Consider the following 24,239-nt stretch of genomic DNA (forward strand, 5'->3'; position numbering starts at 1 on the left):
AAGTATGTTTAATGTAGCTTATGTATTCCCAGGCCAGGGTTCTCAACAGGTTGGTATGTTATCCGAGCTGGCTGATAATTATCCTTTTATTGTTGATTATTTTAAACAAGTTTCTGATGAGCTTGGCTATGATGTATGGCAATTAGTACAACAAGGGCCTGAATCCCAGTTAAATCAAACGGAATACACTCAAGTGGCTATGCTCACTGCAGACGTCGCTGTTTTTAGACTTTTACAAAAACAGGGTTTAGGATCTGCCCAAATGATGGCAGGTCATAGTTTAGGGGAGTATGCTGCCTTAGTTTGTGCTGACGCAATAAATTTACCCGATGCAGCCCAACTGGTGGCCAAGCGCGGTCAATTAATGCAAAGCAATATTCCGTTAGGCCAAGGGGCTATGGCTGCAATAGTAGGCTTAACCGATGAACAAATTCAATCAATCTGTACGCAAGCAAGTGCTGCAGATTCCCAGGTTACTCCAGCAAATTACAATGCAATAGGGCAGGTAGTTATTGCAGGTCATACTGCAGCAGTCGAACGTGCTGTGCACCTTGCTGAAGAAATGGAGGCACGCTTAGCTAAGATAATCCCAGTCAGCGTACCTTGTCATTGCCCTTTATTGATCGAGGCCGCTGCGGCTTTTGAAGAGTATCTTGCGAAAGCAAATTTTAAAATCCCAGAAGCAGCCGTGATTTCTAATGTGGATCTCAGTATTTATCGCTCGGTTGCTCAAATACGAACGCTTCTTAAAGAACAGCTTTATCGTCCAGTACGCTGGGTTGAGACCATTCAGCTGATGAAGAAAAATGAAGTCGACTATGTAGTTGAGTGTGGTCCAGGAAAAGTATTAAATGGGCTGATAAAACGGATTGAACGTGATTTATCAACTGTTAGTGTTAATGATTGCGCGAGCTTAAATCAAGCATTAACTCAACTAAACGTTAAAGAGAAAACTTATTAAGGAATGGTGATGACAAATTTACAGGGTAAAACTGCACTCGTTACGGGTGCAAGCAGAGGAATTGGTCAAGCTGTGGCTCTAACACTTGCAAAAAGAGGGGCCTATGTTATAGGAACAGCTACTTCTGCTCAAGGAGCAGAGTCAATTTCAACCCTGTTTGCCCAAGAGCATATTGCAGGAGAAGGGGTTGTACTGGATGTAACAAGCAAAGAAGGTGTGGAAAATTTAATGACTCAGCTTTCCGACCAAGACAAGCTTCCTTCCATCCTTGTGAATAATGCCGGTATTACCTGCGATAACTTATTGCTGAGAATGGATGATGAAGAATGGTATAAAGTAATAGAAACTAATTTGAATGCTATATTTAGATTATCTAAAGCTTGCCTTAAGCCGATGTTTCGTGCGCGTTGGGGACGAATCATCACTATTGGTTCTGTAGTCGGTTCAAGTGGTAATTCCGGACAAACAAACTACACAGCAGCCAAAGCAGGCGTAGTCGGATTTACAAAATCGCTAGCTCAAGAAATCGGCAGCCGTGGTATTACTGTGAATGTGGTGGCTCCCGGATTTATCGATACGGATATGACCAATGCACTCCCTGATATGGTTAAAGAAGAGTTGCTAAAACGTATTCCGATGAAAAAATTAGGACGACCTGAGGATATTGCCGAAGCGGTGGCTTTTTTAGCTTCTGATAGTGCAAATTATATAACCGGTGAGACTATTCATGTGAATGGTGGCATGTACATGGATTGAAAATCGCTTGCGTTCTTTGAATAAATGAATAAACTAGCCTGCATAAAAATTTTTTTAATCTTAAGAGGAAATACAAGTTATGAGTACAGTTGAAGAACGAGTTAAGAAAATTGTTTCAGAACAATTGGGCGTTAATGAAAATGAATTGAGAAACGATGCATCTTTCGTTGATGATTTAGGTGCTGACTCACTGGATACTGTTGAATTGGTAATGGCTTTGGAAGAAGAGTTCGAAACAGAAATTCCTGATGAAAAAGCTGAGAAGATTACTACTATTCAAGAAGCAATTGATTATATTGAATCAAACCTTAACAAAGAAGAAGCTTAATCCTTCTTCAAGGAGCTCTCGTTGACTAAGCGGCGTGTTGTTGTGACCGGCATGGGGATGCTCACCCCAGTCGGTTTGAATGTTGAACAAACCTGGCAAAATATTTTAGCTGGGAAAAGTGGTGTCGGCATGGTTGAAGACTTCGATACAACTGAATACCCAACTAAAATTTGGGCTAAAGTTAAGAACTTCAATGTGGAAAACTATGTGCCGCTTAAAGAGGCTCGCAAAATGGATCTCTTCACCCAATACGGGATGGCTGCTGCTGAGGAAGCAATAGCAGATTCTGGATTGGTTATTGATGAACAACTTTCCCGTCGTGCTGGAGTTGCGGTAGGCGCAGGAATTGGCGGAATTCAAACAATTACCAACAATCAAGACAAGCTGGTCAGTGGAGGTCCACGAAAGGTATCACCTTTTTTCATTCCTGCTGGAATCATCAACATGGTCGCAGGCCAAATATCCATTAAGCATCGCCTTAAAGGGCCCAATATTTCTGTCGTGACTGCATGCACAACGGGTACTCATAATATAGGTTTAGCAGGACGCATGATTGCTTATGGCGATGCCGATGTAATGATCTGTGGCGGTGCTGAGATGACATCCACGCCATTGTGTTTAGCTGGTTTTTCCGCAGTACGTTCTTTATCTAAACGCAATGATGCGCCTGAAAAAGCATCACGTCCTTGGGATAAAGATCGGGATGGCTTTGTCATGGGTGAAGGCGCAGGAGTCTTGGTGCTTGAAGAATATGAACAGGCAAAAGCCCGTGGAGCAACGATTTATGCTGAACTCGTTGGATTTGGCATGTCAGGTGACGCATACCATATCACAGCGCCTGATGAAGACGCCGATGGGGCATCAAGAGCAATGATTGCAGCAATTGAAGATGCAGGTATTGATCCCACACAAGTTGATTACATCAATGCTCACGGCACTTCGACTTATCTTAATGACATGAACGAAACCAAGGCGATTAAACGAGTGTTCAGTGAACATGCCTATCAATTGGCAGTGAGCTCGACTAAATCAATGACAGGGCACTTACTTGGCGCCGCGGGAGCAGTCGAAGCGATTTTTAGCGTTTTAGCGATTAAAGATCAAATCGCTCCACCCACCATTAATTTGGATAATCCTGATGAAGGATGTGATTTAAATTATGTGCCTCATCACGCTCAAAAGCGACGAATTGAGTATGTGTTAAGCAATTCTCTTGGTTTTGGTGGAACTAACGGAAGTTTGCTGTTTAAGCGAGTTTAGATGGAAAGGGGCCGCTTTAAGTCAGTATTGATCTTCAGTCTGGCATTGGGGCTAATTGTATTACTGGTAGTTGGTTATAAATTCTATTCCATCTTAACAAAACCAATGATCGATAAAACAAGTGCTCCTATCACAATTATTATCGATCGAAATACTTCTGCCTCTGATTTTGTGCGGATGCTTGAATCCAAACACCTTATAAAATCTCATCGACTATTCCTTGCGCTGATCCGCTATAAAGGACTTGCTCATCGCTTAAAAGCTGGAATTTATCAAATAGTACCAGGCGAATCAGCTCTTCATTTTCTTTATAAAGTGGAGGCAGGAGAAGTTCTTGTCGTGTCTTTTCGTATTATTGAAGGAACTACTCTAAATCAAGTCATTGCAAATTTACAAAACGCGCCTTACTTAGAATATAAGCCCAGTGATTGGGTACCTATTATAGGCAATTATTCCAGTGCGGAAGGTTTATTACTTGCGGATACTTATAATTACAATGCAGGGAGCGAAGCTAAATTTTTATTGCGACTCGCAAACCAAAAATTGCAACAACACTTGAATGAAAGTTGGCAACATCGAAGCCCAAATTTACCTTATCAAACACCCTACGAACTACTCATTGCGGCCTCAATTCTAGAAAAAGAAGCCTCTTTGTCTGCCGAGAAAAAGATCATCTCAGGAATAATTGTCAATCGGATCAAAAAAAACATGCCGTTACAGATGGACCCCACTGTTATCTATGCATTGGGGAAAAATTACAATGGTAAATTAACTCATGAAGACATGGGTGTCAATTCACCTTACAATACCTATCTGCACCGTGGTCTACCACCAACACCAATTGCAATGGTGGGCAAAGAAGCAATTGACGCCGCTGCTCATCCTTTAATGACCAATTATCTTTATTACGTAGCCAAAGGCGACGGCTCTCACCACTTTTCTGCTACTTACGAAGAACAGAAAAAAGCCATTGGTCAATACCAAAAATAGGGAGAATACCATGACGCAGCGAGGACGGTTTATTGTAGTTGAGGGCCTCGAAGGAGCCGGTAAATCCACGGCCATTGAAACAATCCAACAGTGTTTGCAACATGCAGTGCCCGATTTGGTGATGACTCGTGAACCAGGTGGTACAAGAATTGGTGAAGCGGTTCGTCATCTCATTAAAGAAAAAGTTGATGGTGAAACGCTGGATCCGCGAAGTGAATTATTGTTGCTTTATGCAGCCAGAGTTCAACTTGTCGAACAAATCATACGTCCGGCTTTAGAGAATGGATGTTGGGTATTGGCGGATCGATTTGAATTATCCACGTTTGCCTATCAAGGTGGCGGTAGAGGATTGGATCAAGACATGATTCATAGTCTATCTTCTTTTTGTTTACGCGGTTTTAAGCCTGACCTTGTTTTTTATTTGGATATCGATCCCGAGCAAGGATTACGCAGAGTAAAAACTCGTGGAGCTTTTGACCGAATTGAACAAGAATCATTGACTTTTTTCACTCAAATTCGAAAGAGCTATCTCCAGCTGATCAAATCCATGGACAATGTTATTTTGATTGAGGCTAGTCAACCCTTAGAAACAGTGCAAGAATCAATAAGAACTCAATTGAACGTTTTTTTAAATAATGCAATCGATAAAAAAATCTGAGTCATCCCGCTTATTGTGGGAGCGATTTCAATCAATCAGAGCTAAGCAGCGTATACCGCACGCCTTGCTTTTAATAGGTGTACAACCTACAGCAATCATTAATTTTGCCTATCAAATAGCGGCAGCACTGCTTTGCCTTGATGAGCAGAAACCTTGTGGCTTTTGTAAATCGTGTCGTTTGCTGCAGATAAAAGAGCATCCTGATCTTTGCTCTCTTGAACCGGATAAAGCAGGTGGCGTCATTAAGATTGATCAAATTCGCGACTTACATCCTCTTGCTTTTACTTCTGCACAGATGTCTGGGAGACGAGTGTTCATCATTAATTCTGCAGAAAAAATGAACACGGCAGCGGCAAATGCTTTATTAAAACTCCTTGAAGAGCCACCTGAATCGGTGAACTTTCTTTTGATTGCTGAACAAATAAGCACTTTACCCGCCACTATAATCAGTCGTTGTCAGCAATGGCGATTTTCATCCACTGATTATATAAAAACAGATTATTTAACCGCAGCTGAAGAGTACACTGTTGAAACTGAGAGAGGTCTTCTTTTTAGCCAACTTTCAACAATTGTTGATGACCTAAGAAATTTTATGGCAAACAAATCATCCGTATGTGCCGTAGCTGATAAATGGGGAGCGTACGATTTTAATAGTTTGATGTGGTTAATTTATTTAATTAATGCTCAATTAATTGATTACAAATTGAATGGAAACCGGATTGAAAAAAGCTGGACGAAAGGGCTTAATGAATTAGCGCAATACTTTGAGTTAGTTCATTTATTTAAGCAGCTTGACCAAATCAATGAGATCACGAGAAAACGACAGAGCAATATCGCTTTCAGTCAAAGCTTAATGCTTGAGAGTCTACTGCTAGATTACAAATCGACGCAACTTGGGCGTGAGCTATTACCTTAGATTTCATGACCATGCTAAAATTAAGCATAAACCAATAACCTATATAACACATTATGCTTGTTGACTCCCATTGCCACCTTAATTTCATTGATTTAACTGATTTTGATAATGACATTAGTAACGTTTTGATTCGTGCCAGAGAGAACGGGATCGAACATTTTCTCTGTGTTTGCGTAGAGCTCGATGATTTTCCCGCCCTTTGTCAATTGGCTGAAAATTACCCAAATATAAGTATTTCGGTAGGTTTACATCCAAACACTGAGGTCGCTATTGAACCTTCAAAGTCCACGCTTATGGATTTAGCAAAACATTCAGCCTGCATCGCGATCGGTGAAACAGGACTCGATTACTACCGCACTGAGATAGGGGAAGCTCAAGAACATCAAAGACAGCGTTTCCGAACTCATATTCAGGCAGCGCTTTCGACCTCCAAGCCTTTAATTATTCATACCCGACAAGCGGCAGAAGATACCTTAAAGCTCATGGAAGAGGAAAAGGCTCATGACATTGGCGGGGTAATGCATTGCTTCGCAGAAGATTGGAATGTGGCTAAGCGCGCACTCGATATGAATTTCTACATTTCTCTCTCGGGCATCGTTTCCTTCAAAAATGCGACTGCTTTACATGAAGTGGCAAAAAAAATTCCTAAAGATCGCTTACTCATAGAAACAGATTCTCCTTACTTAGCCCCGGTGCCTTTTCGAGGCAAACAAAATCATCCGGCGCTAGTTAAATACGTAGCAATGGCCTTAAGTGAACTCCGTCAGGTCAGCTACGAAGAAATCGCACAACAAACCACAGAAAATTTTTATCATTGCTTTAGGATTAAGAGGTAATAGCCTTCTTCTTACTTCTACGTCCCGCGGCTTGTTCGCGAGATTCAGTAATCTCTCATCCTGTCTGGATCTCGCGAACAAGCCGCAAGACGTAGGGAAGGGGCTATTACTCTAAGAAATTTAAGCCGTAAGGTATCGCTCAGTTTTTTTCGAAAATAAATAAACTCAAAAACCAGCAAACTATAGAGCAAATAAGTAAGCTGATTGCGAGTATCTGAGGTCGATAAATAATCACACTGCCAAGTATTCCAGCAATAATGGCAGCAACGGTCATCCTGATGGTATTGATTATTGCTGTGGCAGTGGCTGCTTCTTGATGATAATCAGACAATGCCAGGGAAAAAGTGGGAGGGTTAGTAATGCTTATCCCTAAACAAATGATTAACACAGGGACTAAGGTTATTAGACTTAACCCTTCGATATTAAAGAGAATTAGCATAATGAAAGAGCCTGAAATCATCAATAAACTACCCAAATGTATATTCCAAGGCAGTGATTTTTTTTCTCTTAATTTAATACCCATGTAGTTACCTACGATGAGCATCGAGCCATTAATGCCAAAAGCAACAGCAAAAGTAAAGGGCGAATAGTTTAAATTCTCAATAATTAAATAAGAAGCTGTAACAATCACTATCATGACGCAAGAATAAGATGCGGTAATGATAAAGATACCAATCCATAATCGGCGATGACTTAAGATTTTTTTATAGCTGGCAAGGGAAGTGCGAAAAAGAAAGCTTTCTTGGGAGGGTTGCCAGTGGGGAGATTCCTTTAAAGTAAATTTTGCGCTGATAAGAAGGAAGACAGAAAGGAGTGCCATTAACACAAATGTTGCTTGCCAACCGTATTGGGTAAAGATCACTGAGCCAATGAGTGGGGCAAAAATCGGTGAAACAGAAACGATCATTGAAATATAAGAAATAACTCGCGCTCGGTCTGTGCTGTCGTCTTGATCGCGTGAAGATGAAAAAGCAACCACATTAGCACAGCAAACCGCAAAACCCTGAACTATTCTTGCAATAATTAACATCTCTATGTTTTTAGAAAAAATACACCCCAAGGTAGCAAGAAAAAAAATTAACAAGCTTGCTTGCAACGTATGTCGGCGCCCAAAATGGTCAATCAATGGCCCCCAAACTAATTGGGAAAGTCCAAAAATTAAAAAAAATAGGCTCAAAGTTAACTGACCTAAAGCTTGAGTTGTATTAAAATACGTCGTTATAGTAGGTAGAGCCGGTTGATATAAATCAAAGGTAAGTAAAGAAAATGCAGATAAAATCCCTAAATACCAAAATGGGGTTGTATTGGGCATAGACACTCTATTTCGTAATAAATACCGAAGTATTTTCATTGCTAGATATGCAATAGTTTATGCAGTTCGCAGGATAGTTCAAGGGCAAATACTAATGCCTTCAAAAAGAAAAATAGGATAAAAATGAGCTTAACTAATAAAAAATTATTTATTGGATTAATGTCGGGTACAAGCATGGATGGCATTGATGCTGCTCTTGTTGATTTATCCTCCAGTTCTTTTATAGCAGGAATTACTCGGCCGTATAGCCTAGAAACAAAACACTACCTCAATGCGACTCTTAATAATGAAAGAACCACATTAAAAGCTTACAGTCAATTGAACACTTTATTAGGAAGAGAGTTTGCTCATGCTGCTCTTGAATTAATGAATACAGTTCACTTACCTAGAGAGGCAGTACAAGCAATTGGTAGTCATGGACAAACCCTTTGCCATGATGCTACTGCAGATATTCCTTACACTGTCCAATTAGGTTGCCCCCATACCATCGCAGAATTAACAGGAATAACCGTGGTTGCTGATTTTAGAACCCGTGATTTAGTGGTGGGCGGGCAGGGTGCGCCTTTTGCTCCTCTTTATCATCAAGCGCTTTTTAAAGGGTGTGATTTTCCTCTTGCAGTGATTAATGTGGGTGGAATTGCCAATGTGACTTATCTTGCCAATGAGACCACTGTGAGCGGGTATGATCTAGGCCCCGGCAATTGCTTAATGGACGCCTGGATAAAAAGAAACCTTGGTCATGATTATGATGAAAACGGCCTTTGGGCATCATCAGGAAAAATAATCGCACCCTTATTGGACAAAATGCTTGCTGATCCTTATTTTCAGCGTAAACAGCCTAAGAGTATTGGCAAAGAATATTTCTCCTTAGCGTGGCTAGAGAGCCATTTACAACCTGCGTATTCAGTACATGATGTGCAAGCAACTTTGTTAATGTTGACTGCAACTGCGATAGCGGAAGGAATAAAAAAGGAAGCCCAAGCGCCTAATCAGCTTTTAATTTGCGGTGGTGGAGCGCACAATGGCGCATTACTCACTGCCTTAACTCATTTACTTCCCAAAATCAAAGTGAATAGCACGGATTCAGTTCATATCAGTCCTGATTTCATTGAGGCAACAATGTTTGCTTGGCTTGCGGAGAAAACCTTAAATAAGATCCCCTTGGATTTAAGTCAGATTACGGGAGCAAAGCGCACCACAATATTAGGTGCAATTTATCCCGCACCGCCTATAAATTAAGAAAACGAACACTAATGCTACATTCCGCGGACATAGGTAAACAGCAGAACTGTAGCATTAACTTAATAACCATGAATCTCTCTTAAGGGCATTGACAAATTAAATTAGCTTAGGGTGTAATGGTATCTTTCAACCAGTTAAGATATCGCCTTGGACACACAAAACACTACTACTCAAATACCGAGCAAATTTAGCGCTTACGTTGTCTTTTTATTATCCGCCACGTTTTATCTGTATGAATTTGTATTGCAAGTAGCGCCTAGCGTCATGGCTGATTCAATGATGAAAACCTTCCAAGTGAGTGCTGCTGGATTTGGTATTATCTCGGCTTTCTATTTTTATGCTTATGCACCGATGCAGCTCCCTGCTGGATTACTTTTTGATCGGTACGGTCCACGTAAATTAATGACTTGTGCTTTAATTTTATGTGCAGTTGGATCTTTTTTCTTTGCCTCAACAAACAGTTTATTTACAGCAGCTTTAGGACGTTTACTGATTGGTATAGCGTCTGCATTTTCATTTATCGGGGTTTTAGTCTTAGTATCACGATGGTTTCCGCCGCAACAGTTTGCCTTTCTTGCTGGTGTTGCCCAACTCATGAGTTCCGTTGGTGCTATGTTTGGTGAGGTGCCATTAGCTGCCTTGATAGAGCAAGTAGGGTGGCGTTATGCGAGTTTTATTCTGGCTGTGATTGGGTTGGCTTTAGCGGCACTTATCTGGTTTGTAATACGAGATTATCCTCATCAATCGACCCAATCTCTACCACAACGTCAGTTTAAAGAGGAATGGCGACGCCTTTTAAGTGTATGCCACCGCTCTTATACTTGGATAATAGGGGCTTATGCTTTCACGATTTGGACACCAATCGCTGTTTTTGCGGCGTTATGGGGAGTTCCTTATTTACAACAAAAATACCAAATAAGTGTTATTGCAGCATCAGGTCTCTGCTCGATGATTTGGTTGGGTATCGGCGTTGGCAGTCCTTTGCTTGGATGGGTGAGTGATCGATTTTATAGTCGACGTTTAGCTTTAGCCATTAGCTCTGTTTTTGGGTTAGGGGCGACCGTTATTTTATTGTATTTGCCCAATGTTTCTATTAATTGGATGTATTTAGTGTTATTTATGTTTGGTTTCGGTGCGGGTGGACAAACAGTGAGTTTCGCTGTGGTTAAAGACAATAACCCTCCAGAGCTGGTAGGAACAGCCTCAGGATTCAATAATCTTTCCGTGTTAGTAGGTGGGGCAATATTTCAACCACTTGTAGGCATTTTCCTTAAGCACAGTTCGGGTTGGACTATAGTAAATGAGGTACCCGTGTATACTATTCAAAGTTATAATCATGCACTTTTCGTATTGCCTTGTTGCTATTTTATTAGCTTACTCATTGCAATGTTTATTCTTAAGGAATCTCATCCCGGAAACAGTGAAGCTTCAAATAAAAAATGTCACTCGATAGGGTTTAAAAGCAGTTTAGTGTGAGATTGCGCGGGTAATATGAACTATTTCGCCAAAAACAATAAGCAACAACAGCTGTATTTAGCAGGAAGTATTATCTGTTGTGTGCTTTTTGTTTTTTTGGCAATAACAGTTAAGTCGCATACCTCTAATCTCTATTTTAATGTGTATTTATACCAATACGTTGAGACTAAATTGCAGATTTCTTTCGTAAGTTATCTTGCCATCTTCGTTTCTCTTTTTGGTGACAAATTTGTTGTTATTCCAACAATCATATTAACGAGTGTCGTTTTATTTCTTAAACAGCAGAAGCGATTTGCTTTGCATTTTTTTGCAGTCATTCTAGTAGCAGCACTATTAGCTTTTTTTTTGAAAAATATTCTTGCAGTGCCGCGCCCTGGAGCCTTTGCTTATGTTGCGAATAAATATGCATTCCCAAGTCGTCATGTCCTCTTATTTTCGGCTTGCTTAGTTTTTTTATACGCGGTTATTCCCCAAGCGAAAGGGTATAAATGGCTTAAAATAATAATGCTATTTTTATTCATTGCCTTAGAGTCACTATCGCGTATTGTGCTTGGTGTACACTGGCTCACTGATGTCATAGGTGGTTTTTTACTTGGTACTGCGTGCGGTCTGATGGGCGCGTATTGCTTTAATCATAAGCCTGAACCAATTCCCAACCGCTTATTGTTTAAAACCATGATTTTCATTTTTTGTATTATCAGTATTGCTTATTTGTCCTTCGTTTGGAGTGAACTAATTCACGAATATCGAATTGACAGCCTTCATAATAAAAAACAGAATCACACGCTCCCTTCTAAGATCGATTTAAATCTTTCCATGCAATAATTGATTGACCTCATAGTTCCAACCGATTTATTGGGTAATAGTTTATTTTTCGATCGTTTGTGCGATTGCCATAATATTTTCGATTTTCATGCCAATTTTTTTAGAACTCAATCGATTTTTTATTTCTGTCCATGTGGCATCAGAGCGAATTGATTCCAAAAAATCGTGACCAAGCCAAGTGAGGTGAATTAAATGAAAATTATGGGGAGAACCGCCAGGAGTTTTATGAATTTTACCTCGCAGTAACCCCGCCTCTTCTAATATTTCTAAATGATAGGACACTTCATTATGCTCATCGAGAGGGAAGCTATCCAAGGTTAATAAAGCATTAGGCTCTAGCGCTTCGACTTTTAAAAGAATCTCTCTAATCATGTTCCAGTTGCGTTTCATAAATCACTAACTCATAGCCTCTATACTTAGTAGTATAACTGAAACTAAACAGCGCTCGGCTAATTATCAAAGCAAAAAATTGATGTCTCATTTTCGGCGGCGTAATTTTTTGAATGCATTACAATGTATTAAATAAGGTAGAATCAAGCCATCTTGAAGAGTAGATTATGTTTAGTGAAGCGCTTAAACAAGAATATTACCAAGCCATATTAGCAAAAAAACCTGAATACGATGGGATATTCTATGTAGGAGTTAAAACAACTGGGGTTTTTTGTCGTTCCGTTTGTCCAGCCAGAAAACCCAAATATAAAAATTGTGAATTTTTTGAAACGGCTCAACAGGCACTCCTTGCGTCATTTAGACCGTGCAAACGCTGTCAACCCCTTTCTCATCCAAACCAAGTTTCGACGTTGGTAAGGCAATTAGTAGAGGCAGTTGAAAGAAATCCTGAGAAGCGCTGGAAAAATGCTGATTTTCAATATTACTCAGTGCATGCAGCGACTGCGCGTCGTCAGTTTAAGAAGCGATTCGGAATGACGTTTGTTGAATATGCGCGGGCAAGACGTATAGGATTAGCAATGAATAAAATTAGAAATGGTATGTCAGTAATAGAAGCGCAAATAGAAACTGGCTATGGCTCAGGCAGCGGTTTTAGGGATGCATTCAGTCAAATTATGGGCAATGCGCCAGCAAAATCGGGTAACAGTGCCATTTTAAAAGCAGCATGGATTGATACCAAGCTGGGTCCGATGATCGCTATTGCCAATGAAACGGAATTATACCTGCTTGAATTTGTCGATCGCAGAGGATTAGAGTTAGAAGTTGAACGTTTACGTAAAAAAACAAATTCCGCAATCGTTCCTGGAACATCTGCACCTCTTGTGTCAATCGAAAACGAATTAAAATCTTACTTTGAAGGCACGCTACAAACGTTCAAGACACCCATAAAAACCTTAGGTTCTCCTTTCCAGAAACAAGTATGGGACGCGCTGAATGAAATTCCTTATGGAGAAACACGATCATATTCTAATCTATCCAGCTCTCTTGGCAGGCCGAAAGCCTATCGTGCTGTAGCTCAAGCGAACGGTGCAAACCAGCTTTGTCTTATGATTCCTTGCCATCGCGTGATTAATCACAATGGTGATTTAGGCGGTTATGGAGGTGGACTGACCAGGAAAAAGTGGCTAATCGAACATGAAAAAAAGTTCAAGAAATAAGGCAATTTAATTCGTCTACACTTATTAGTAATGTCATCTGTTTTTTAAATGCATGATTAATCCCAGCGAAGTTTTAGCTACAGGGAATAAAGAAATGGATTTCGCTGGCTCCATCCTCTTATATATGATTGATCAAACGGGTTATGGTGACGTTAGCCTTGCTGTCAAAATAGCCAAATTCTTACTTAAAAAATACCCTCATTCAGCGCTGCGTATTGTTGGTGAAAAAAGGTCGTTTAAAAAAATTACTGAAATTGACTCGGATTTTCTTGGCTACCAAAATGTCGATTTTATCGATAGAGACAATGCAGTAAAGTTATCTCAAGACCTATATGATGAAACTAAACTCGAAATTGAAACTGCAATTTTTGATAATTCACTCAGTCATAATAAATCCTCGACTCAGCATCCTAAAATATTCATTGGTGAGTATGGATTATATGAAAAATGTCCTTATAAACCTCCAATTATTTCTTTAAGCGGAAATATTGGTAAAAATTATCCCGGCATATTGATTGAGCCTGATCTAAAGCAATTTTCTCGTCTCAAACCGCCTGAAAAAACCAAATTAAGAGGTAAAATAATAATGGGTATGAAGGATCTCTTGCTTCGGTCACAAATTTGGGCCGGTTGGGAAGGTAATTCGACTGAATTTATTCAACAAAATAGTTTTGCTTTTTCCTATTATAATTTTCCTATAAGTTATAAACGAGCTGCAGTCGTCTATGCGGCTAGCAATGACAAACCACATGCTAACTATTTTGTAAGTGCTTCGCATCAAAATAATAAAGATAAAGTCGTTTTTGAAATGCTAACTGATGATAGTTTTCGAGAAGAATTAACCAAACTTGGGTACAGCAAAATTGTTTTTTATACAGAAAATTCCGAAACACCTCAAAATACGATGGTGCTTAATAAACTAAACCCGGATAATAGAGTGTTTCGAATATTTCATCGAGAGCGATTTCAGCATGATGTAACACTCGATCTTATGCGTTTGTCGGACATTTGCGGCGTGGCAGGTGACCAATCTTTAACCGAAGCGATTTCACTTGGTGCAATACCCATTCCTGAGGAATGGCATTGTCAAATTAATGTTGTCGATCAAATTGCAATAAATTATTACAACAAAACGATTATGGCTGAAGTTTATAATGATACGTGGAGGAGACAAAGGGGAACCGACATTGGATTATGGGTCAAAGCAGGCAAAGTGATCCGAGAATATCGCGACGAGGCAACTACAGTAATCACTAAAATTCAAGAAGAAGCAAATTTATATCATGCCTTAGAATACCGATTAAATTTGGAATTTTCGCAAATCCAGCAAGCTAAAATAACGGAATACAATGAGTTATTCATTAAAGAGCTAGAAAAATACACCAGCTCATTAAAAAAAGACAAATACATTGCTTTTTTAATTGCGACTGAAATTGCTCGCTACAATGCGAAGTACAAACCCCACGAACCGCTATTAATGAGTAACATTTTACTGGCAATCGAAACTCGTATTGGCGAAAAATTTTCTCATATTGATTCCATAAAAAATTTTGTAGTGGGGGAAGATTATGCTCGTCTAATAAGAGATAGCAAATCACATAGTTTTCTTAAGCACATCATTCATCTCCCTTCAGGCAATACCCAATTAGTCAACAAACTAAAAAAATTGCATCAGCATTTTTTTGTAGGCGATGAAAGAGGGGCGGACGAAGCAATCAAGCCAAAAGCTTAAATAACGTCACTGATGGGTCTATGCTATTATTAATTCCATTTTAAGCGAATCCTCCTATGAAAACACAAAGAGGTTTAAGCGTAACGACAAATTCGCCAGAAGCGATTGAATGTATTAATCATTTTCATCGGCAGATCTTAAGCTACGGCCAATCAGCCGCGGACATTATCAATGCGGCACAATTATTCCCTGACAATTTACTCATTCAGACTTATGCAGCTGCATTTTATCTGTACGCTCAAGAAAACCAGGCAACAAAAATTGCCTCAGGCTATCTTGTTGAAGCTGAGAAGCAATTAAGAGGGAGCAATTTACGTGAAAAATTGACCTATCACGCGACGTCTGCATGGCTGAAGCTTGATTATGAAGCTGCTCTAAGTCTTTTTACTGCTGTTGCTAAACTTTTCCCCCGTGATACTTTAGCTGTCAAATTCGCAGAATGGCTTTTTTATTGCAGCGGACAAGCCTTTCAAGCCAAATGGTTCTTGGCTTTGTGCGAAGCAGTGGCTAAGGAAAATCAAGATGAACCTCATTTTTTAGCAACCCATTCTTTTGCTCTTGAGTTGTGCGGAAGGCGTGCTGAGGCCAAGGCCATGGCTGAGCAAGCTATTTCAATGAATCCCCAGACGCCATGGGCACATCATACTCTCGCGCACGTCTTACTTTTTGATAATGCGATTGAGGAAGGAATAACCTCTCTAAGTCGATTTAAAGCGAGCTGGGATACCCTATTTTCTTTATTAAAAAGTCATAACACCTGGCATTTGGCACTGTTTTATTTAGCCGATCGTAATGAGAAAGAATCAATTAAATTATTTAATGGTATTTTTGGAACCTTACCAGAGACTTGCGGTGAACAAATTGATGCAATTTCTTTGTTATGGCGCATGGACATCGCCGGTTTGCCACAGCATCCATTGTTTCACTCGCTAATACCTTTTTTAGGTGTGCATCCTTATGAACAATACACGGGATTTAATACTGCTCATTTTATTTATTGCTTGGCCAAAGCTAGCGAGACAAAGCAGGTTAATGACTCGCTAAAATCAATTGAAAAACACATTAACTCTCTTCCTGTTGGGGTAACACAGAATTTATGGCGTGAAGTGAATTTTCCTCTGTGTAAAGCAGTTGCTGCTTTTGCACAGGAAGACTATCAAACTTCATATCGCTTGTTGGAACCAATAATCGAGCGATGCACGCAAATAGGAGGTAGTGACGCTCAAGATGAACTATTCATCCAAACGTATTTAATTAGTTTATTGCGAACTCAACAAAAAAATAAAGCAAAGCAATTTTTTGATCATCATTTATCCCATTACAAAAATACCGCTTTAGCAGACTATTGGTTTTTGTGAAAGCAATGTAATATAACCTTTAAGGATTTCCTTCACTGCAGGAGCAAATCAAGTATGAAATTGCGACTTTTTACTTCCGTATTCATGGTTGGTCTTTTATCTATTTTTACTGTTCAGGCATCCACGACGACCAGTGTCCTTTTAAAAGGGAAAGAAGCAAAACGCCTTTATAATTTTTTGACTGGCTCCTCTGTTCAACAAGAGGGCGCAGCGGGCCATTTGTATCGACATGGCACCAGTATATTGTGTCGCTATACCGATGCTGATATGACGAAACATGGGAAAACAGTTCCCCTGCATGCCTCCTCTCGTTATGCGTGCACGGTAAATTTTGATCATAATGGGCATGCTTCGCCAGGACAAAATGCTTAACTAAACCCTTCTAATGGGTGCAACAACCTCTCATGGCATATTTCTTGCCTTTTAAGTGGTTGCAAATGAATAAAAATAACTAATCAATAAGGCCAAAGAATGAGCACAAAGCAAGTGTCAATAAAACCAAAAATAAATGATCAATTTGCCAAAATTTTGACTCCAGAGACCATGGATTTTTTGAAGACACTTGAGCTTGAATTCGGACCACGGCGCAAAGAACTTCTTAAATTAAGGCACGAAAAGCAAAAGCAATTTGATAAAGGGATTTATCCTGACTTCCTAAAAGAAACTGAACATATTCGCAGTGCGCAATGGCAAGCCGCTAAAATTCCTCAAGACTTACTCGATAGACGCGTCGAGATTACTGGTCCTGTCGACCGCAAAATGATTATTAACGCTTTAAATAGCGGAGCCAAGGTGTTCATGGCTGACTTTGAGGACTCTAATTCGCCCACCTGGGATAATTGTATTCAAGGTCAAATTAATCTTTGTGATGCAGTGGATAAAACAATTTCTTTCAGGAATCCAGAAAACAATAAAGAGTACAAGCTCAACACAAAGACGGCAACATTGATGGTCCGGCCAAGGGGTTGGCACCTTGATGAAGACCATGTGCTTATTGACAATCAACCCGTATCAGCATCCATTTTTGATTTCAGCCTCTTTTTTTATCATAACGCAAAAAAATTAATAGAGCAGGGAAGTGGACCCTATTTTTATTTGCCCAAAATGGAATCGTATTTAGAAGCCAGATTGTGGAATGACCTCTTTTGCCGGGCCCAACAATTACTGAATATACCACGTGGAACGATTAGAGCCACAGTATTGATTGAAACGATCAGTGCTGCATTTGAAATGGATGAGATTTTATACGAATTAAAAGAACATTCGGCGGGGTTAAACTGCGGGCGTTGGGATTATATTTTTAGCTTTATTAAAAAATTCAGAAATCACCCTGAATTCGTTTTGCCGGACCGACAAGAAGTCACTATGACAACTCATTTCCTTCAATCCTACGTACGTCTGCTGATAGCAACCTGCCATCGAAGAGGGGTCCACGCGATGGGAGGTATGGCAGCACAAATCCCTATTAAAGGAGATGAAAAAGCTAACAATGAAGCCATGGCGAAAGTTTTAGCCGATAAAAAACGTGAAGCCAATGCCGGTCATGATGGAACTTGGGTTGCCCATCCAGGATTAATTCCTGTTGCGCTTGAAGCGTTTGATGAGTTGATGCCTGCGGCAAACCAAATTGATAAGCCTATTTCAAGTTATCGTATTACGCAAAGCGATCTCTTAAAGGTTCCAGAAGGAAAAATTACTGAGCAAGGCGTAAGAAATAATATTAGCGTGGGTATTCAATACCTTTTTTCTTGGCTCAAAGGAAATGGTTGCGTTCCGATCAATCATTTAATGGAAGATGCTGCAACCGCCGAAATTTGCCGTTCCCAGCTGTGGCAATGGCTAAAATTTGCCGTAAACCTGGCTGATGGCCGAAAATTTGATAAAAATTTGTTTGCCGTTTTAGCAGAAGAAGAATTAGGGAAAATCAAAACCAAAGTAACCCAAGAAGGATTAGCGCAGACTGAGTTAGAAACCGCATTTAAATTATTCGTAGGAATGATAACCAAGGATAATTTTGATGAATTTCTAACACTCCCTGCATACCCACTGTTAGTTAACAATCAAAGGAAGGAATACCATGAATATGAACCAGCAAGAACAAGTTAATCAACTCAATAAAGATTGGAAATCTAATCTTCGCTGGGCTGGAATTCAGCGTCCTTATAGTGCGGAAGAAGTTGTTAAATTAAGACCTACACTGAAGATGGAATATAGCTTAGCGAAACACGGTGCTGAAAAATTATGGTCTATGTTGCAAGAGAATATGCCTGTTACTGCTTTGGGCTGCCTAACAGGCAATCAAGCTGTTCAAGCAGTGCAAGCTGGTCTCAAAGCAATTTACTGCTCAGGATGGCAAGTTGCAGGGGATCACAACTCAGCAGGACAAATGTATCCTGATCAAAGCTTATATCCGGTTGATTCAGTGCCTAAATTAGTCGAAGCAATCAATAATGCTTTGGTACGCACCGATGAAATTCATAGTTTAGAAGGTGAACGCTCTACAAAATGGTATGCTCCGATCATTGCTGATGCTGAGGCTGGCTTCGGTGGTAATTTAAATGCTTTTGAATTAATGAAACACATGATTAGAGCGGGAGCAGCAGCGGTTCATTTTGAAGACCAGCTTTCTTCTGCCAAAAAATGTGGTCATATGGGAGGTAAAGTTTTAATCCCAACGTCTGAGGCCATTCATAAATTGATTGCTGCGCGTTTAGCTGCTGATATTTGTGGGGTTCCAACGCTAATTATTGCACGTACCGATGCTGATTCTGCCACATTAATAACCAGTGATTTCGACGAAAATGATAGAGTCTTTTTGACAGGAAAACGCTCAACAGAAGGATTTTACTATGTAAAAAGTGGTATTGAGCAAGCCATCAGCCGTGGTCTAGCCTATGCGCCTTATGCTGACATGATTTGGTGTGAAACATCAAAGCCAAACATTCAACAAGCACGACAATTTGCGGATGCTATCCGTCAGAAGTTCCCTAAAAAAATACTTTGTTACAACTGCTCTCCTTCGTTCAATTGGCAAGCCAATTTAAAAGAACATGACTTAAGAACATTCAGGGAACAGCTGTTTGAAATGGGTTATAAATACCAATTTATCACTTTAGCAGGTTGGCATAGTCTTAATTTAGGCATGTTTGAAATTGCAAAAGCCTATAAAGAAGAAGGGATGTTTGCTTACTCTCGCATGCAACAGAAAGAAATGGCCCAAGAAACCTTTGGTTTTAGAGCAACTAAGCATCAAGCTTTTGTCGGGACAGGCTATTTTGATGCTGTACAAAATACCATTATGCAAGGGGAAACTTCAACCACTGCTTTAAGTGGAAGCACAGAGCGTGAACAGTTTAATAAGCACTCATGACTGCTCTTTATACTGATCACTCCCGCGAGAGCGGGAATTAATTTTGTCATTGACTATACGAGTGATTTTTAGGGAATAACAGAAAGGAGTTTAAATCGTGGATAAAAAAAACACACCCAAACTAAATCCGGATGAAAATAAATTAAAAAAAGAAGTAGAAGAAGGCATAGAGCATGCTGATGCGCTTTATAAGCAAGTTAAAGATAAAGCGAGCGAATTTTATGAGGAAAGCAAGAAAACGGTCTATGATGCACAAGATAATCTTAAGGAATATACGGATAAACTTGTGCAACATGTGAAAGAGAAGCCCCTTACTTCTTTGCTGATTGCAGGTAGTGTTGGCTTTATTTTATCGTCTTTGCTGAAAAAATGATGAAATTCCTCGAACACATTAAAGGGCTTATTTCGAGCAAAACAGAATATTCCAGGGGAGTTTACGCTTTATTTAAATTAGAAGCTAAACTCGCCGGGTTAAACCTATTCCCTTTTCTTGTGGGCCTGATTGCTTTATTAGCGTTAACCATGACCATTTGGCTAGTAGTAATGGTTTTGATTGGGTATGTGATACTAAACCTCTTTAAACAGCCCCTTACTGCTATTATTACAATATTACTGCTGAATTTAGGTTTAGCGCTTTATTTCATCAGAGACATGAAACAGCGTTTGCAACAAATGAGTTTTGCACGCACAAGAGATTGCCTTAGAGCACCTGAAGAGAGGAGCGAAAGTGAGCCAGAGGAAAGATCTGTTGAAGTCCATAGCCAAGCTAGAGGCAAAAGTTAAGCTTGCGAAAAAAAATGAAAAGGAGCACAGGCATTATTTCGCGCGCCTTATTGGACAACATCAATATTTTTTAGTTGCGATGCTTCTTCCTGCTTTTTTAGGCGGTTGGCAAAGTGGCAAACTGGCTCGAAGTGGCAGTCGATTAAAACAATTGACGAAATACGGATTTTTTACTTTTTTCAATTTAATTAAAAATTACAAAAAACTAATTTAGGTCATCACCACTAGAGGGGTTAGCCAGACGCGAGATTAACGGGCCTTAAAACCGACTAGAACGGGCGATTCAAGCTCAGCATCAGCCGCGAGCTCTTTCAAATTATCCATTTCTTTCTCGACACTTTGAGAAAGATTTTGCACATAACTGTAGCGGCCTTTTGTCGGATCGCCTCGATAACGATCAAGATAAATCTCGCAGTAATCTTGAATGGTTTTCAAAGCGCCCATTCTTTCAGTAATACCGCAATCAGGTTTTAATTTTTTATATTCCGTAATTGCATTTTTTATGTTCTGGGCCTCATCAGAGATACGTAAGCCTTTAAAACCAAGATCCCAAAGTAGGATATGGCCATGATAGCTTTTTGTTACTGGCAAGCTCCTTTCTTGTTCCTTTCCATTGAATCGGACATATGCGAAATCCCGACCATGCGCTACTGTTTCACTTAAACGCTCAGAGCCAGAGTAATTCTTGATAATATGACTATCTAATTTTACAGCTAATTCCTTGATTTTATTATGGATGGGATTGGACTGATCCTGATCGCAAAGAGCGCAAATTTTTTCCAAAGTGGTAATTTTGGATTGGGCATTAAGTGCATGCTGGTGTGAAGTGAGCGCTGGATCATGTGAATCTGTTTTTGCTTCTAAATGGATATAAATTCGCAAGGCCTCAGACAGCTCCTGATTATCCACCTTGAGTAAAAGATCCTTTAATTCTTCATAATGCTCTTTATACTCTTTGCTTCGGGAAAGTCTTAGTTTTCCTTGATTAAGTAACGCAATGTTTTCTTTAGTCTGCGTTATCTTTGCAAGAGTTTGTTCATCCGATACAGCCATGCTGCTTCTCATTTTTTGCCAGGAAGTAGCCGTTAGCGTATTTTTTAATTGACCTTTTGCCGTAAATGCCGAACCCACCTCGAGCATGTCGGCTGCAACCTCTTTTGTTTCTACCGTGTCAGGAAAAATGTTACTGATTACATTATTCCAAACTTGACTAATCGTATTGATTATTGCTTTTGCTTTTAATGGGCGAAAAATACTGCCTATTTTTGCAAAAATAGGGCCACCTGCTAAATTGAAAGGTGATAGAAGCGTATCCGCTACAAACCATTTGACATCACTTGGATTTGGCCCACGGCCATAGCTAATTGCTTCGTGAGCCATCTTTACTGCCGATATAGCCGTAGACGTGTAAGAAACAAAACTGATAGCTCCTAAAATTCCTGCCGGAACAAATAATGGGGGAAAGAAAAGCGCGGCAATACCTAATATGGCTGCGGGTATGGCTGTAGCCAATCCTAGAAAAGAAGTCGTTGTAGCCACATCTTTAGCAATAGCGTCAACGATAGTCATTTTTTTTGCGCCTTCATAGTGGCTATCGAGAAGGCGTTTAGAAAGTATTTCGAGCTGTTTTATTTGATCGCTAGTGTGTGGATCAGAAAGCGCTTTATCACGCAATGCATAGCATTGTAAGCTGATGTCTTTATGGGCCTGCAAACATTCATAACGAGTTTGCATGTTAAGTAGAGCAGAGGGACTTAGAACTTCACGGAATTTGGCTTTAATTGATGCACAATCTTTCTCAGTTTCCTCTGTGCCTTCTATACTATCAAGCGTTTTATAGATAGCCTTTAATAAACAGCGCTCTTTTAATAGACCAAGGTATTTGGCGTATTTTTTCTCAAAAGCCTCAATTTCTTTTTTTTGTTCAGGATACTCTTCTTGGGCTTTTTCAATTAACTGAGCAATTTCTGTAGAAGCAGGATTGTTTTCGCCGGTCTTTTTAACTTCAGTTTCAAAAAAGCGTGCACCCGACCACAATTCTGGGTAATTGAGAATACCGTATTGTTCTATTTTTAAATGAGGCTCGATAACCGCAGGGGCATTCCTAACTAACCAAGTTAAATGCTCTTGTTGAATGGACTCATTGATACTCTGTAGATCATCACTAAGCGTGATAACGGGCCAGAACGGCATTGCCATTTTTAAGGCCTCATAATAAAGTTCTTAAGATTAATTATAGATTGGAAAAGCTTAAGGCATGATTATCATGCCTAGAGTAAGCCAGCGTTATTCATGAATGTTGGTATGCCTTGCGGTTACGTTGAGTATTTATCTAAATTGCGTGCAGAACGTAATCCTTCATTGCATGCTTTAAAGCTAAAGATTATCGGTGAATGGATTTTTACTCTTGCTGGAACAAGGAGGGTAGTGTGCTAATCAATGTTTCCTTTTTTTTACCTACTCATTGTGGTTTTCTTGATTTTAGCCTGAGCAAAAAGCAGGGATAGCTAGACTATTTCATGAGATTCAAACGGCTCATTGTGATAAACCTTATAAGCAATGATAAAGGCTGTTATGAGATAAACGAGGTTAACTCCGACGTAGCAAATCATTGTCCCCAATAAACCCAACCACGAAATGAAAATCACACAAGCAACAATCTGGGCCAAGAGAAGATAAACAGTAAACTGCGCCCCAATTTTACTTCCTTCCTGCGAGTATTGAATCATTAGTGTTAGAGGCATGGATACTGAATAGCAAATAAGATTAATCAATGAGATATACACATAGGGGAGTACTTCAATAAAATTCGATTTGAATAAATATAAAAGGTATTCGGCAAAAATACCGATAATTAAAGAGATAAAAACCGCAATGGTCAAACCAATAAGGATGTATTTTTTGGTGGTATTGAATAAAAATGTTTTACCGTGTGCAAAAGAGCCAGAAATTTCAGGCTTTATTAAGATACCAATGGGGCTTAATGCGGTAAATCCCAGGGAAATAATTGTGATTACCGCTGCAAACATCCCCACTTCGTAAGGGTCATTTCCGAGCCATTCAGTAATCAGTAAAGGGGTGACTGTGAAAGCATAACGATCCAGATTTTGAATGGTATAACCGAATATTTTCTTCTTCCAAGCTGAAGATTTAACTTGGAGCACATTTTTTTCTGTAACAGTCAATTTCAGTTTGGTTTTACGATGAATGGCAATAAATAATATCCCTATAACCACATAGCTTAGGATAAGAGAAATCAACATAATATGCGCAAAATATTGCGCGTTATTGTGAAATAAAATGTCATTAAAGTAAAAATAAGTAAACAAGGTAAGCAGAAAATAAAATACGGTCTGTAGCATATTCAAAATGACTGCCGTGCGCATAAAACCAACTGCTCGAAACAGTTGGAGATAAATATTGTAAATCGATACAATGATAGCGCCCCAAACAAACAAAGTTAGGAGGTGACTCTTATTAGAATGTTGTATATCGTCAATAGAATGCCCCAGTGCAATAATGGCTGCACTTAAAAGTAAACTACCCACGAGAAATGACAGGTAGATAGGTTGCAAAAATTCTCGAATTGACAAAGCCAAGGCATGAATTTCATTATGTTTTTTTTTGATGTAATATTTAGGTATAAAATGCGCAATAATCGAATCAAGCCCCATTGTCATTAAAGTACCGATTAAAAATAACGCTTTTACTGCGACTGTAAAATCCCCAAAAGCTGAAGTTCCCGCGTTTCTTGCCACCATTAGGTTGATAAGAAACAGCATAAATTGATCAGCAATGAGTAGAAATAAATTAAATGCAAAGACCATTT

General features: G+C 39.6%; 24 protein-coding genes. 20 read left to right on the forward strand and 4 right to left on the reverse strand.

The annotated features are described in order from the left end of the window. Nucleotides 1-4: 4 nt before the first annotated feature. The 8 genes from fabD (at nucleotide 5) to B5D33_RS12590 (ending at nucleotide 6,705) form a co-directional block, all read left to right on the forward strand. On the forward strand, nucleotides 5-961 hold the full coding sequence (gene fabD, locus B5D33_RS12555) for an ACP S-malonyltransferase (RefSeq protein ID WP_058451608.1): 957 nt from the start codon (nucleotides 5-7) through the stop codon (nucleotides 959-961). Between the two features lie 9 nt (nucleotides 962-970). Then, nucleotides 971-1,717 carry a 3-oxoacyl-ACP reductase FabG gene (gene fabG, locus B5D33_RS12560; RefSeq protein ID WP_058451609.1) on the forward strand — a complete coding sequence of 249 codons (747 nt, stop codon included), beginning with the start codon at nucleotides 971-973 and terminating at the stop codon, nucleotides 1,715-1,717. A gap of 79 nt (nucleotides 1,718-1,796) precedes the next feature. After that, on the forward strand, nucleotides 1,797-2,045 hold the full coding sequence (gene acpP / locus B5D33_RS12565) for an acyl carrier protein (protein ID WP_058451610.1): 249 nt from the start codon (nucleotides 1,797-1,799) through the stop codon (nucleotides 2,043-2,045). A 21-nt stretch (nucleotides 2,046-2,066) separates the two neighbouring features. After that, a complete protein-coding gene (gene fabF / locus B5D33_RS12570; RefSeq protein WP_058451611.1) occupies nucleotides 2,067-3,305 on the forward strand; it encodes a beta-ketoacyl-ACP synthase II in 1,239 nt (412 codons plus the stop codon). Next, nucleotides 3,306-4,295: an endolytic transglycosylase MltG gene (gene mltG, locus B5D33_RS12575; RefSeq protein WP_058451612.1), complete on the forward strand. Its 990-nt coding sequence runs from the start codon at nucleotides 3,306-3,308 to the stop codon at nucleotides 4,293-4,295. Between the two features lie 10 nt (nucleotides 4,296-4,305). Further along, complete coding sequence (gene tmk / locus B5D33_RS12580) at nucleotides 4,306-4,953, forward strand: dTMP kinase (RefSeq protein WP_058451613.1); 648 nt, start codon at nucleotides 4,306-4,308, stop codon at nucleotides 4,951-4,953. After that, the gene (locus tag B5D33_RS12585) at nucleotides 4,931-5,869 is read left to right on the forward strand and encodes a DNA polymerase III subunit delta' C-terminal domain-containing protein (protein ID WP_058451614.1); all 939 of its coding nucleotides are present in this window, start codon (nucleotides 4,931-4,933) and stop codon (nucleotides 5,867-5,869) included. Before tmk ends, B5D33_RS12585 begins: the two co-directional genes overlap by 23 nt. 53 nt (nucleotides 5,870-5,922) lie before the next feature. After that, nucleotides 5,923-6,705, forward strand: coding sequence for a TatD family hydrolase (locus B5D33_RS12590; protein WP_058451615.1), 783 nt, complete (start codon nucleotides 5,923-5,925; stop codon nucleotides 6,703-6,705). 139 nt (nucleotides 6,706-6,844) lie between these two features. Here the strand turns inward: B5D33_RS12590 and B5D33_RS12595 are convergent, their stop codons facing one another. Further along, entirely contained in the window at nucleotides 6,845-8,017 is a 1,173-nt protein-coding gene (locus tag B5D33_RS12595) for a multidrug effflux MFS transporter (protein WP_058451616.1), read from the reverse strand. Between the two features lie 123 nt (nucleotides 8,018-8,140). Between B5D33_RS12595 and B5D33_RS12600 the strand changes: the two genes are divergently transcribed. The 3 genes from B5D33_RS12600 (at nucleotide 8,141) to B5D33_RS12610 (ending at nucleotide 11,560) form a co-directional block, all read left to right on the forward strand. After that, nucleotides 8,141-9,256 carry an anhydro-N-acetylmuramic acid kinase gene (locus B5D33_RS12600; RefSeq protein ID WP_058451617.1) on the forward strand — a complete coding sequence of 372 codons (1,116 nt, stop codon included), beginning with the start codon at nucleotides 8,141-8,143 and terminating at the stop codon, nucleotides 9,254-9,256. Nucleotides 9,257-9,406: 150 nt separating this feature from the next. Beyond that, nucleotides 9,407-10,735, forward strand: a complete 1,329-nt coding sequence (locus tag B5D33_RS12605) for an MFS transporter (RefSeq protein WP_058451618.1) — start codon at nucleotides 9,407-9,409, stop codon at nucleotides 10,733-10,735. Between the two features lie 15 nt (nucleotides 10,736-10,750). Beyond that, entirely contained in the window at nucleotides 10,751-11,560 is an 810-nt protein-coding gene (locus tag B5D33_RS12610; RefSeq protein WP_058451619.1) for a phosphatase PAP2 family protein, read from the forward strand. 42 nt (nucleotides 11,561-11,602) lie between these two features. Here the strand turns inward: B5D33_RS12610 and B5D33_RS12615 are convergent, their stop codons facing one another. After that, nucleotides 11,603-11,950 carry a DUF2513 domain-containing protein gene (locus B5D33_RS12615; protein WP_058451620.1) on the reverse strand — a complete coding sequence of 116 codons (348 nt, stop codon included), beginning with the start codon at nucleotides 11,948-11,950 and terminating at the stop codon, nucleotides 11,603-11,605. A gap of 167 nt (nucleotides 11,951-12,117) precedes the next feature. Between B5D33_RS12615 and B5D33_RS12620 the strand changes: the two genes are divergently transcribed. From B5D33_RS12620 to B5D33_RS12660, 9 genes are all read left to right on the forward strand, one after another. Further along, on the forward strand, nucleotides 12,118-13,167 hold the full coding sequence (locus B5D33_RS12620; RefSeq protein ID WP_058451621.1) for a bifunctional transcriptional activator/DNA repair enzyme AdaA: 1,050 nt from the start codon (nucleotides 12,118-12,120) through the stop codon (nucleotides 13,165-13,167). 94 nt (nucleotides 13,168-13,261) lie between these two features. After that, complete coding sequence (locus B5D33_RS12625; protein ID WP_058451622.1) at nucleotides 13,262-14,899, forward strand: hypothetical protein; 1,638 nt, start codon at nucleotides 13,262-13,264, stop codon at nucleotides 14,897-14,899. Nucleotides 14,900-14,955: 56 nt separating this feature from the next. After that, nucleotides 14,956-16,257, forward strand: coding sequence for a tetratricopeptide repeat protein (locus B5D33_RS12630; RefSeq protein WP_058451623.1), 1,302 nt, complete (start codon nucleotides 14,956-14,958; stop codon nucleotides 16,255-16,257). 54 nt (nucleotides 16,258-16,311) lie between these two features. Then, complete coding sequence (locus tag B5D33_RS12635; protein WP_058451624.1) at nucleotides 16,312-16,629, forward strand: hypothetical protein; 318 nt, start codon at nucleotides 16,312-16,314, stop codon at nucleotides 16,627-16,629. 99 nt (nucleotides 16,630-16,728) lie between these two features. Then, a complete protein-coding gene (gene aceB, locus B5D33_RS12640; protein ID WP_058451625.1) occupies nucleotides 16,729-18,363 on the forward strand; it encodes a malate synthase A in 1,635 nt (544 codons plus the stop codon). Then, nucleotides 18,335-19,627 carry an isocitrate lyase gene (gene aceA / locus B5D33_RS12645; protein WP_202972387.1) on the forward strand — a complete coding sequence of 431 codons (1,293 nt, stop codon included), beginning with the start codon at nucleotides 18,335-18,337 and terminating at the stop codon, nucleotides 19,625-19,627. The genes aceB and aceA overlap by 29 nt, the downstream gene beginning before the upstream one ends. A gap of 97 nt (nucleotides 19,628-19,724) precedes the next feature. Further along, on the forward strand, nucleotides 19,725-20,000 hold the full coding sequence (locus tag B5D33_RS12650) for an ElaB/YgaM/YqjD family protein (RefSeq protein WP_058451626.1): 276 nt from the start codon (nucleotides 19,725-19,727) through the stop codon (nucleotides 19,998-20,000). Next, on the forward strand, nucleotides 19,997-20,410 hold the full coding sequence (locus B5D33_RS12655) for a hypothetical protein (RefSeq protein WP_058451627.1): 414 nt from the start codon (nucleotides 19,997-19,999) through the stop codon (nucleotides 20,408-20,410). Before B5D33_RS12650 ends, B5D33_RS12655 begins: the two co-directional genes overlap by 4 nt. Continuing rightward, entirely contained in the window at nucleotides 20,376-20,624 is a 249-nt protein-coding gene (locus B5D33_RS12660; protein WP_058451628.1) for a hypothetical protein, read from the forward strand. Before B5D33_RS12655 ends, B5D33_RS12660 begins: the two co-directional genes overlap by 35 nt. Before the next feature lie 35 nt (nucleotides 20,625-20,659). Here the strand turns inward: B5D33_RS12660 and B5D33_RS12665 are convergent, their stop codons facing one another. Further along, a complete protein-coding gene (locus tag B5D33_RS12665; RefSeq protein WP_058451629.1) occupies nucleotides 20,660-22,609 on the reverse strand; it encodes a hypothetical protein in 1,950 nt (649 codons plus the stop codon). A gap of 308 nt (nucleotides 22,610-22,917) precedes the next feature. Next, nucleotides 22,918-24,237: an oligosaccharide flippase family protein gene (locus tag B5D33_RS12670; protein WP_058451630.1), complete on the reverse strand. Its 1,320-nt coding sequence runs from the start codon at nucleotides 24,235-24,237 to the stop codon at nucleotides 22,918-22,920. Nucleotides 24,238-24,239 lie beyond the last annotated feature (2 nt).

It is taken from the genome of Legionella maceachernii, from assembly GCF_900167045.1.
GTDB classification, from domain to species: Bacteria; Pseudomonadota; Gammaproteobacteria; order Legionellales; family Legionellaceae; genus Tatlockia; species Tatlockia maceachernii.